Source organism: Chlorobaculum parvum NCIB 8327 (assembly GCF_000020505.1).
GTDB classification, from domain to species: Bacteria; Bacteroidota; Chlorobiia; order Chlorobiales; family Chlorobiaceae; genus Chlorobaculum; species Chlorobaculum parvum_A.
In genome coordinates, this window is the sequence record NC_011027.1 from 1,886,228 (window position 1) to 1,897,247 (window position 11,020).

Consider the following 11,020-nt stretch of genomic DNA (forward strand, 5'->3'; position numbering starts at 1 on the left):
TAACGATCACCATCAGCGCCAAGAGCATTGGCAAAAAAAGCGATCAGGCATCGTGACCGAACAAATCGCGGGTATACACCTTGTCAGTAACATCTTCAAGATCGGAAGTCATACGATTGGCAATAATGACATCCGACTCCTGCTTGAACGCCTCCAGATCATTGAGCACGCGTGAGTGGTAAAACTCGGTTTCCTCCATCACCGGTTCGTAAATGATCACCTCGATGCCTTTGGCCTTGATGCGCTTCATGATACCCTGAATACTCGAAGCGCGGAAATTGTCCGAGCCCGCCTTCATGATGAGGCGATAGACACCGACCACCTTCGGGTTCCGCTGGATAATGCTGTCGGCAATGAAATCCTTGCGCGTGGTATTGGACTCGACGATGGCATGAATCAGATTCTGCGGCACATCCCGATAATTAGCCAGCAGCTGCTTGGTGTCTTTCGGGAGGCAGTAGCCGCCATAACCGAACGAAGGGTTGTTGTAGTGCGACCCGATGCGCGGATCAAGCCCAACGCCTTCGATGATGTGTCGCGTATCCAGGCCATGCGTCGCGGCGTAGGTGTCCAGCTCGTTGAAATAGGCCACACGCATCGCCAGGTAGGTATTGGAAAAAAGCTTGACCGCTTCGGCCTCCGTGCTGTCGGTGAACAACACCGGAATATCCTCCTTGAGCGCCCCTTCGCGCAGAAGATTGGCAAACGTCTCCGCCCGCTCCGAACGCTCGCCGACGATGATGCGCGACGGATAGAGGTTGTCGTGCAGTGCCTTGCCTTCGCGCAGGAACTCCGGTGAAAAGAGCAGATTGTCACACCCCATCTCTTGCCGGGTCTTGGCCGTATAGCCAACTGGAATGGTTGATTTGATAACCATCACCGCCTTCGGATTGATCGCCATAACATCACGAATCACCGATTCGACCGAGCGGGTATTGAAATAGTTGCTCTCGGGATCGTAATCGGTCGGCGTGGCAATCACCACAAAATCCGCACCGGAATAAGCGTCCTCCTTATCCAGCGTCGCCCTGAGGTTCAGCTCTTTGTTCGCGAGAAAATCCTCGATCTCCGAATCGACAATCGGTGACTTGCGATTATTGATCAGCTCGACCTTCTCGGGAACGATGTCCAGAGCAACAACTTCATGATGCTGGGCCAGAAGGCAGGCGATGGACAAACCGACGTAACCGGTTCCGGCAATGGCAATTTTCATAGTAAACAAGCGGATAAATATTGTACTTCCGTGGCAATTTCCAGCCTGGCAACTTTAACAGTCTGCCGCCTCAGGCTCTTCTGCTTCAGAACTCAACAACACAAAGGGCCGCCTTTCGAGGCAGCCCTTGAATACGTTGTCGATGCTCCGGCAAGATAGCCTTTCACGTTATTTCTTGGTCTGCTTGAACTCGATCCTGACCGAGGTGTGCGGCACGGCCTCAAGACGCTTCTTGGGAATCGGCTTGCCCGATTTGGTGCAGATACCGTAGGTCTTGTTGCGGATGCGATCGAGAGCCTGGTCGATGTAGTGCAGATATTTTTCGTCACGGGCGATGAACATGAAGCGCTGTTCGCGATCCATGGTTTCGGTGCCGTGATCGGCCATGTGCATCGAGTAATTCGAGTTGATCGAGTCCTCGACACTCTCCTCGGACAGTGAGGAGCGAAGGATATCGAGGTCACGCAGAACCTCTTCACGCCGTTTCAGCAGAATCTGCCTGAAGTGTTCGAGTTCCTCGTCAGTCAGGTAGGTTCTGATCACTCTCGTCGGCTCCGAAGGCTCGGCGGCGCCTGCCTTGGCGGTGCTGGTTTTCTTCGACATGCTGGTCATGGGTTAGAGGTTCCAACGGTAAACCGTAAAAAAACTGAGATATAGATTATAACATCATAATCCGGATTTTTCAAGTACCAGCTCACACTCAAGCTCGTTGATCGCGTAGGGCACACCGGGCTTCGATGACGGGCAGTTCAGCTCGACGGCCAGCGTCTCTTCCATAATGTAGGTCTCGTACTGACGAATGGCATCGGCCAGCTTGCCGGATGCGTTGAGATGCAGCACGATCCGGTCGGTGATTTCGAGCCCGCTCTCCTTGCGGACGGTCTGAATCCTGCTGACCAGCTCGCGGGCCAGACCCATCAGCTCCAGCTCTTCGGTAATCTCCGTGTCGAGCGCCACCATGATGCGGTGCGCGTCGTCGGCTGCCACGAGCCACCCCTCGATGTCCTCATGCACGATATCGACGTCCGTCCGCTCAATTTTGAAGAGGCGTCCGTCGAGGTCAATCTCGATCTCACCCTCCTGTTCGAGCCGCGCGATCTGCTTGTGGCTCATGATCCGGATCTCTTCGGCCAGCGCTTTCATGTCTTTGCCGAAGCGTGGGCCGAGGGTCTTGAAGTTTGGCTTGGCCTTTTTGCTGATGACCGAGCCCTCTTCGTCCTCGACGTACTCGATCTTCTGGACGTTGACCTCTTCCTTGATGATGTCGGAGACCAGCTCGTAGGAAGCCCGAGAACCGGGTTCGGCAGCGGCGAGCAGGATGCGCTTCAACGGCTGACGCACCTTGATGGAAGCCTTTTCGCGCATGGTGCGCACCAGTGACGTAATGATCTGCGCCTTCTTCATCCGCTCTTCGAGCGCCTCGTCGATGCAGCTTTCATCAGCTACCGGCCAGTCGGCCAGGTGTACCGATTCGGCCTTCGCAGTTCCGCCGACGCTCTTCAGATCCAGCCAGATTTTTTCAGCGATGAAGGGGGCGAACGGAGCCATCAGCTTCGAGAGCGTTTCGAGCACCGTGGCGAGGGTCTGGTAAGCCGAGAGCTTGTCCGGCCCCATCTCGCCCTTCCAGAAGCGTTTGCGCGAGCGGCGGATATACCAGTTCGACAGGTCGTCAACCGTAAAGTCGCCAATGAGTCGGCTCGCGCCGGTCAGGTCGTAACTCTCCATGCGGCGCGTCACTTCGGCAACGAGCGTGTTGAGGCTGGAGAGCACCCAGCGGTCGAGCTCCGAACGCTCGGCGAACGGAATGGTGGCCTCTTCGTTGCGGAAGCCATCGACGTTGGCGTAGAGCACGAAGAAGTTGTAGCTGTTGATGAAGGCGCGGAAGAACTTGCGCTGCTCCTCCTCGATTTCGGCAACGTTGAAAAGCTTGGGACGCCACGGCGGGCTGGTAATCATCAGGTACCAGCGGATGGCGTCCGCGCCGTACTGCTCCATTGACTCGAACGGATCGACCACATTGCCCTTCGACTTGGACATTTTCTGCCCTTTTTTGTCGAGGATGTGGCCGTTGACGACCAGGTTCCGGTAGGCCGGGCGGTCGAAGATGAGCGTCGCGATGGCGTGCAGCGTGTAGAACCAGCCGCGCGTCTGATCGACGCCCTCGGCGATAAAGTCCGCCGGGAAGGTCTTGTCGAACAGCTCTTTGTTCTCGAACGGGTAGTGGAGCTGGGCGAAGGGCATCGAGCCGCTGTCGAACCAGACGTCGATCAGCTCCGGCGTACGATTGAAGCGCTTGCCGTCGCGGACAAACCAGATGCGATCAACGAAAGGCTTGTGCAGGTCGAGTTCAACGAGGCCCTTGTCGAGCGCGTCGCCGAGATTCATCTGCTGGCCGTCGATGTCGATGAAGCCCTCGCGCAGCTCCGCGACCGAGCCGACCGCGAAAAGCTTGCCGGAGTCGGGGCCGTCGCCAATGGCGAAATCCTCGGCGACCCATACCGGCAGTGGCGTTCCCCAGAAGCGTTCGCGGGAGAGCGCCCAGTCCTTGTTTTCTTCGAGCCAGTTGCCGAAGCGTCCCGCGCCGATCTCGGAAGGATTCCAGTTGATCGTCTTGTTCAGCTCCACCATGCGCGGCGCGATATCGGTGGTGCGGATGTACCACGACTCGCGAGCATAATAGATCACCGGCACGTCGTAACGCCACGAGAAGGGGTAGGTGTGCTGGATCGTTTCGCGGCGGTAGAGCTTACCCTCCTCCTTGAGCCGCTGCATGATCGGCTTGTCGGCCTCCTTGAAGAACATACCCTCGTAATCGGGCACCTCGGCGGTGAAGCAGCCGTTACGCGCCACTGGCTGAAGCATCGGAAGCTGGTACTGCTTCGACAGCTCGTAGTCATCCGCGCCGAACGCCGGAGCGATATGCACGATGCCCGTGCCGTCGCCGGTCGAAACGAAGTCGCCGCACGCCACGTACCAGGCACGGCGCTCGGGCGAGAAGTAGTTGAAGAGCGGCTCGTAGTCGCGCCCTTCGAGGTCGCTGCCCGTCATGCGATCGATGATCTCCCACGCCGACTCGTCGCCGATTTTGTCAGTCAGCACCGACAGGCGCGACTCGGCCAGAATCAGCACCTCACCGGTTTCGCGATGCTTGACGCGCACATAGTCGATGTCGCGGCCGACGGCGAGGGCGACGTTCGAGATGAGCGTCCACGGCGTGGTCGTCCAGACGAGAATGCTTTCGTCCGAATCCTTCAGGCGGAACTTGACATAGACGCTCGGATCCTGCACCTCCTTGTAACCCAGCGCCAGCTCGTGTGAACTGAGCACGGTCTCGGACTTCGGATCCTGCGGAACGATCTTGTAATCCTTGTAAATCAGCCCTTTGTCGAAAATGGTTTTCAGCGCCCACCAGACCGACTCGATATAATTATTATCGCAAGTGATATACGGGCTGTCCATATCGACCCAGTAGCCCATCCGCTCGGTGAGCTTGCCCCACCCCTCACGGTTGTCGTCGATGTGGTGGTAAACCAGCGAACGCGCTTCGCGGTTGAACTCGCCAACGCCATACTCCTCGACATGCGACTTGTTCTTCAGGCCAAGCTTCTTCTCGACCGAGATTTCGACCGGCAGACCGTGCGTGTCCCATCCCGCCTTGCGTGGCACCTGATAGCCCTGCATGGCATGGTAGCGGCAGACCACATCCTTGATAGTGCGGCTGAACAGGTGGTGCACGCCGGGCTTGCCATTCACCGTTGGCGGGCCTTCATAGAAGGAGTAGATGCCCTTCGGCGCATCCTTTTCAAGGCTCTTCCTGAAAATATTCCGTTCGATCCAGAACTCGCGGATTTGCGCTTCCATGGCGCTGTAGGAAAGGCTGGACGGGTATTCGGGATAGGTGTCGGGCATGGTCGCTGGGAATGTCAAACTGGAAATATCATAAGCGGGAAACGGGGCGAGCAACCCCTCTCCGCAGAAAAGTCTGAATATACGAGAATCGGCTGGAAAAGAGAAAGGCAGGCCATTTCCACTGAAAAGACCTGCCTCCCGAAGTATCATGCGCCTCAACTATGCGGACGCTGCGAAAAGCTTACTGCTGCTTGTTGTTGTCGCCGAGCGTCGTGCTGATGCCGTCGAGGATCTGGTGCGCCACGACCGTCATCGAATCGAGCGCAGAAGCCACGACCTTGCTCAGAGGCGTCAGAGCGCCATCAAGCATCGTGCCGAGACCGACAAGAATGGTTGCGAAATCACCTTTGACCACATCGCCAACCGGCTGTCCCGGGTTGGGAGATTTCATTTCTTCAGACATATGCTACCGGAATTTTGATTGATTCGTAACTACTGTTGTCGTAATACTCTTGACAAAGTAATGTATGACAATATTCAGAGCTATCAAAACGGTGGACGCGCGGAAACGTAGATCAGGACGCGATTACAGACGCCCATAGTTATCCTCGAAGCGTTCGATGTCGTCCTCGCCGAGGTACCGGCCGGACTGTACCTCGATCAGTTCGAGCGGCTCTTTTCCACGATTTTCAAGGCGATGACGAGCCTCGACAGGAATGTAGATCGACTCGTTCTCGACAAGCTCCACCTGCCGGTCATCAACAGTGACCACAGCAGTACCCTTGACGACGATCCAGTGCTCGGCCCGCTTGTGATGCAGTTGCAGCGAAAGCGATGCGCCCGGCTTGACCGTGATGCGCTTGACCTTGAAGCGCTCTCCCTCATCGACAGTTTCGTAGGAGCCCCAGGGCCGGTAAACCCGCCGGTGAATCAGCGGCTCCTCACGCGCCTCCAAGTGGAGCTGCTCGACGATGGCCTTGACCTCCTGTACCCGATCTTTTGAGGCCACCAGCACCGCGTCGCAGGTTTCGACGACGATATGGTTTTCGAGGCCGACCGCCGCAACCAGGCGGCTGGTAGAGTGCAGGTAGCTGTTCTGGACATCGTGCGCCAGCACATCGCCGCGCATGACATTGCCTTGCGGATCGCGCTCCTGCACCTCCCAAAGCGACGACCATGCGCCGACATCGTTCCACCCGGCATCCATCGGCACCACCATCGCCTTGGTGGTCTTCTCCATGACGGCGTAGTCGATCGAATCGGAAGGACATGCCTTGAACGCTTCGAGATCGAGACGCAGAAAGTCGAGATCGATCCGTGCCTTTTCAACCGCTGCCCGGCAAGCGGCAAGCATCTCCGGCGCGTTCACTTCAAGCTCGGCCAGATAGACTTCGGGCCGAAAGAGGAACATGCCGCTGTTCCAGAAATAGTCCCCCGACGCCAGGTAGCTTTCCGCCCGTTCCCGGGAAGGCTTCTCGACAAATTCCGCCACAGGCCGGGCGGCTTTCTCAGAACCGGCAACCGATCTGATGTAGCCGTACCCCGTCTCCGGCTCGTTCGGCACAATGCCAAAGGTCACCAAATTTCCATCCTCGGCAGCCTGGCGCCCCGACTCGATTGCTTCGGCAAAGGCCTGCCGGTCGAGAATGACATGGTCGGCAGGCATGACAAGCATCAGCGAACCGGGATGCTTGTCGGCAAGCATCAGCGCGGCGACCGCAGCGGCCGGAGCCGTGTTGCGACCGACCGGCTCCAGAATGATCGCCTCTTCGTCCGCACCAATCTGCCGGAGCTGCTCGGCGACAAGAAACCGGTGTTCGTCGTTGCAAACGCAGGTCACCGGCCCCACACCGTCGATGGTCTCGACCCGGAGCACCGTATCCTGAAGCATGGTCTTGTCGCCGAACAGCGGCAAAAGCTGTTTCGGATACAAAGCTCTCGACAGAGGCCAAAGCCTTGTTCCGGAACCGCCGCTCAAAATCACAGGCATAATCATAAGCACAGTGTCAATGCAATGGTCAAGTCCGAATATCCCGATCCGTTCTCAGCGGCTGGCATACATCGTTTCATAGTAGTGTTGATAAGCTCCGGAAGTTACCTCGTCGAGCCAGTCCTGGTTGTCGAGATACCAGTCGACCGTCTTTTCGAGCCCCTCTTCAAAGGTGACCGAGGGCACCCAGCCAAGTTCGCGTTGCAGCTTCGAGGCGTCGATGGCGTAACGCAAGTCATGGCCCGCGCGGTCGGTCACGTAGGTGATGAGCGTCTCGGAGCTCCCATCATCACGGCCAAGCTTGCGATCCATGATGCGGCAGAGCAGGCGGATGAGGTCGATGTTCGTCCATTCGTTGTGCCCGCCGATGTTGTAGGTCTCGCCGACTGTCCCTCGATGGAAGATTTCATCGATAGCCCGCGCGTGATCGACGACCCAAAGCCAGTCGCGAACGTTGAGCCCCGCGCCGTACACCGGCAGCGGCTTCTCCAGGCGGATATTGTTGATGAAGAGCGGAATCAGCTTTTCAGGGAACTGGTGCGAGCCGTAGTTGTTCGAACAGTTGCTGATGACCACGGGCAGACCGTAGGTGTCGTGAAAAGCTCGGACGAAGTGATCGGAAGAGGCCTTCGAGGCCGAATAGGGGCTGTGAGGATCGTAGGGCGTGGTTTCGGAAAACATCCCCCCGCTGCCGAGCGAGCCGTACACCTCGTCGGTCGAAACGTGGTAGAAAAGCTTGCCATCGAACTTGCCGCCCCACGTGGCGCGCGCCGCATTAAGCAGGTTGACCGTGCCAAGCACGTTGGCAATCACGAACTCGACCGGACTTTCGATCGAGCGATCAACATGCGACTCGGCAGCGAGATGAACCACCGCATCAAACCGCTGCTCGTTGAACAGATCGAGCAAAAACGGGCCGTCGGCAATGTCACCCTTCACGAAACGGTAGTTCGGATTCGATTCGACATCTTTCAGATTGGCCAGATTGCCGGCGTAGGTAAGCTTGTCGAGATTGGTAACCGTGTAGTCGGGATAACGGTTCAGGAAATGCCTGACGACATGCGATCCGATAAACCCCGCCCCGCCCGTGATAAGAATATGCATAGTTTATAAGAGAACGTTGTAGGGGCAACCCTGGCGGTTGCCCTGCCACAAATTATTGCGCAATGCCTTGTAAAATCGATCCGCTCACGCCTGACCACCTTCCCGCAGCTCTTCGAGCATCTTTAGCAAACTGTCGTGCCAATGCGGAATTTCAATGCCGAGGAACTCCCGGATTTTTCTCTTGTTCAGCACACTGAAATGAGGCCTTGCGGCTGGCGTCGGAAATTCCCAGCTCTCGATCGGCGAGACCTTGCACGAAAGCCCTTCGGCATCCATGATCGCCTTGGCGAAGTCGTACCATGAGCACACGCCCTCGTTCGAGTAATGAAACGATTCGGCATACTGGCTGGCTGGATCAAGCTGCTCAAGCATCAAAACGATCGTTCCGGCCAGATCCGCTGCCCAGGTCGGTGTACCAACCTGATCGAACACCACGCCGATCTGCTCCCGCTCGTCTCCAAGACGCAGCATGGTTTTCACGAAATTCTGCCCATGAGCCGAGTAGAGCCACGAGGTGCGGATAATCACATGGGAGCATCCGCTCGCGCGAATCGCCTCTTCCCCCTCCAGCTTGGAGCGGCCGTACACGCCACATGGCGCGACAGGATCATCCTCGCGATAGGGGCGGTGATTGGATCCGTCGAAGACATAGTCGGTCGAGACATGCACCAGATGCGCACCGACCGCCTTTGCCGTCGCCGCGAGTGATGCCGCGCCGTCACGATTCACCCGGAACGCCGCATCGGGTTCGCTCTCGGCTTTGTCGACCGCGGTGTAAGCCGCGCAGTTGACGATCGCGCCGATCTCGTGGTCTCGACAGAAAACCTCGACCTTGTCGGCATCAGTGATATTGAGTTCTGGGAAGTCGCAGAAATGCCAAGTGTGATCGCTCGCAGCATTTTGCAAAGCTTGCAGCTCCGAGCCGAGCTGGCCGCGACTTCCGGTAACGAGAAGATTCATCGAAGGGTTCACGATACATTCATAATGCAACAGGCTACGACGTCAGCTCAAGAGGCTCGATCTCGTGCAGCAGCGGCTGGCGAAGATCTTTGTCCGACAAACTGATTTCCTGTTCTGACAATCGCCAGTCAATACCGATGGCCGGATCATTCCACCGGATGCCGGCATCATGCGTCGGGGCGTAATAGCCAGTGCATTTGTAGCTGAACACCGCCGAGTCGCTCAGCACGGCAAAGCCATGCGCAAAGCCGGGAGGCAGCCACATCATACGGCGATTGTTCTCGCTGAGCAGCTGTGCGGTATGCTGGCCGAAAGTCGGCGAGCCTTTCCGGATATCGACCGCCACATCGAGCACTTCACCACGGCTGGCCCGGACAAGCTTGCCCTGAGTATACGGCGGCTTTTGGTAATGCAGACCACGAACGACACCGTGCCGTGAAAATGACTCGTTATCCTGCACAAAACGATGGCTTCCGGCATGCTGTTCGAACATATCCTGCCGGAAAGACTCGAAAAACCAGCCTCGATCGTCTCCAAAAACCTGGGGCTCAAATACAAGGACTCCCGGCAGTGATGTTTCAATGATACGCATACCAACCAATGCTATAGTAATGATAAGACCTCAACCACAAATGCAACAATCCAAGGTTCAGAACTGCCTGTTGACGAGGCGAAAAATCAGCCCTTCTTCTGCAGAAGATTCCAGAGATACTCTCCGTACTGATTTTTGAGCAGCGGACGGGCCAAGGCTTCAAGCCCAGCATCATCGATCCATTTATTCCGCCAGGCAATCTCTTCGAGACAGGCAACTTTAAGCCCCTGCCGTTTTTCAATGGTTTCGATAAAGTTTCCCGCTTCCTGAAAAGAGTCGTGCGTGCCGGTATCGAGCCAGGCAAATCCACGACCCATGACCGAACAGAACAGATCCCCACGTTCGAGATAAGCCTGATTAACCGAGGTAATCTCCAGCTCACCTCTGTCCGAAGGCTTGACGCCCGCAGCAATAGCAACCACATCATTCGGATAGAAATAGAGGCCGACAACCGCATAGTTCGACTTCGGACGTTCAGGCTTTTCGACGATTGACAGCGCCTGGCCGCTTGCATCAAGCTCCACAACACCATACCGCTCCGGATCGCTTACATAGTAACCGAACACCACAGCCTTGTTCCGCTGCTCGACGTGACGAACCGCCTCTTCGAGCATACCGCTGAAGCCATAACCAAAAAAGATATTGTCACCGAGCACGAGACACACATCGTCGTCGCCGATAAAATCGCGGCCGAGAATGAATGCCTGCGCCAAGCCGTCGGGCGAGGGCTGAACCGTGTACGAGAGATTGATGCCCCAGTCGCTGCCATCACCGAGAAGCTTGACGAATGAGGGTTGATCTTCAGGCGTGGTGATAACCAGAATATCCCTGATACCTGCGAGCATCAGCGTGGAAAGCGGATAGTAGATCATCGGCTTGTCGTACACCGGCAAAAGCTGTTTTGACACGCCTCTGGTCACCGGATAGAGGCGGGTTCCGGAGCCGCCTGCAAGAATGATTCCTTTCATAGTATCTGGTAAGTTATCACCGAACGTGATCAAGGGAAATACGCCAGAGTCCACCCTCATGCTTTAGACATAAACAGATAAACATACAAAAAAAATCAGCTTTGATTACTTCGTCCCGCTCACCCAGCAATTCGTAACGGAGCTTTTCAAAAGTGGGAGAAAACGGCCGGCGTGCATGCTTTACAGACAACAACCACCCCCTATTGAACCGCCGCAAAGCATTGACGAAACAACAACGTCCAGAAGCTTAACACTTAGCAACAAATACAGAGAGCAGCCTGATAGCCCGATATAATATTCATGCAATTGCGTACCTTACTCCAATACCATTGAAACATCCCGAG

The 11,020-nt window shown here is 56.4% G+C and carries 9 protein-coding genes; all 9 read right to left on the reverse strand.

The features are described 5' to 3' along the window. Positions 1 to 43: 43 nt before the first annotated feature. Positions 44 to 1,213 carry a nucleotide sugar dehydrogenase gene (locus CPAR_RS08725; protein ID WP_012502949.1) on the reverse strand — a complete coding sequence of 390 codons (1,170 nt, stop codon included), beginning with the start codon at positions 1,211 to 1,213 and terminating at the stop codon, positions 44 to 46. Between the two features lie 168 nt (positions 1,214 to 1,381). Beyond that, on the reverse strand, positions 1,382 to 1,816 hold the full coding sequence (locus tag CPAR_RS08730; protein ID WP_041466347.1) for a TraR/DksA family transcriptional regulator: 435 nt from the start codon (positions 1,814 to 1,816) through the stop codon (positions 1,382 to 1,384). Between the two features lie 63 nt (positions 1,817 to 1,879). Further along, positions 1,880 to 5,122, reverse strand: coding sequence for an isoleucine--tRNA ligase (ileS, locus tag CPAR_RS08735; protein WP_012502951.1), 3,243 nt, complete (start codon positions 5,120 to 5,122; stop codon positions 1,880 to 1,882). Between the two features lie 181 nt (positions 5,123 to 5,303). Further along, positions 5,304 to 5,525 carry a hypothetical protein gene (locus CPAR_RS08740; protein WP_012502952.1) on the reverse strand — a complete coding sequence of 74 codons (222 nt, stop codon included), beginning with the start codon at positions 5,523 to 5,525 and terminating at the stop codon, positions 5,304 to 5,306. A 123-nt stretch (positions 5,526 to 5,648) separates the two neighbouring features. Then, positions 5,649 to 7,058 carry a mannose-1-phosphate guanylyltransferase/mannose-6-phosphate isomerase gene (locus CPAR_RS08745; RefSeq protein ID WP_012502953.1) on the reverse strand — a complete coding sequence of 470 codons (1,410 nt, stop codon included), beginning with the start codon at positions 7,056 to 7,058 and terminating at the stop codon, positions 5,649 to 5,651. A 48-nt stretch (positions 7,059 to 7,106) separates the two neighbouring features. Then, positions 7,107 to 8,156: a dTDP-glucose 4,6-dehydratase gene (gene rfbB, locus CPAR_RS08750; protein ID WP_012502954.1), complete on the reverse strand. Its 1,050-nt coding sequence runs from the start codon at positions 8,154 to 8,156 to the stop codon at positions 7,107 to 7,109. A gap of 84 nt (positions 8,157 to 8,240) precedes the next feature. After that, entirely contained in the window at positions 8,241 to 9,116 is an 876-nt protein-coding gene (gene rfbD / locus CPAR_RS08755) for a dTDP-4-dehydrorhamnose reductase (protein ID WP_012502955.1), read from the reverse strand. A gap of 34 nt (positions 9,117 to 9,150) precedes the next feature. Then, the gene (gene rfbC / locus CPAR_RS08760) at positions 9,151 to 9,708 is read right to left on the reverse strand and encodes a dTDP-4-dehydrorhamnose 3,5-epimerase (RefSeq protein ID WP_012502956.1); all 558 of its coding nucleotides are present in this window, start codon (positions 9,706 to 9,708) and stop codon (positions 9,151 to 9,153) included. Between the two features lie 86 nt (positions 9,709 to 9,794). After that, entirely contained in the window at positions 9,795 to 10,676 is an 882-nt protein-coding gene (gene rfbA / locus CPAR_RS08765; protein WP_012502957.1) for a glucose-1-phosphate thymidylyltransferase RfbA, read from the reverse strand. Positions 10,677 to 11,020: the final 344 nt, after the last annotated feature.

Coding starts and splice junctions, on each gene's coding strand:
- CPAR_RS08725 (WP_012502949.1), bottom strand. CDS start 1,213: ATGAAAATTGCCATTGCCGGAACCGGTTACGTCGGTTTGTCCATCGCC.
- CPAR_RS08730 (WP_041466347.1), bottom strand. CDS start 1,816: ATGTCGAAGAAAACCAGCACCGCCAAGGCAGGCGCCGCCGAGCCTTCG.
- ileS (WP_012502951.1), bottom strand. CDS start 5,122: ATGCCCGACACCTATCCCGAATACCCGTCCAGCCTTTCCTACAGCGCC.
- CPAR_RS08740 (WP_012502952.1), bottom strand. CDS start 5,525: ATGTCTGAAGAAATGAAATCTCCCAACCCGGGACAGCCGGTTGGCGAT.
- CPAR_RS08745 (WP_012502953.1), bottom strand. CDS start 7,058: ATGATTATGCCTGTGATTTTGAGCGGCGGTTCCGGAACAAGGCTTTGG.
- rfbB (WP_012502954.1), bottom strand. CDS start 8,156: ATGCATATTCTTATCACGGGCGGGGCGGGGTTTATCGGATCGCATGTC.
- rfbD (WP_012502955.1), bottom strand. CDS start 9,116: ATGAATCTTCTCGTTACCGGAAGTCGCGGCCAGCTCGGCTCGGAGCTG.
- rfbC (WP_012502956.1), bottom strand. CDS start 9,708: ATGCGTATCATTGAAACATCACTGCCGGGAGTCCTTGTATTTGAGCCC.
- rfbA (WP_012502957.1), bottom strand. CDS start 10,676: ATGAAAGGAATCATTCTTGCAGGCGGCTCCGGAACCCGCCTCTATCCG.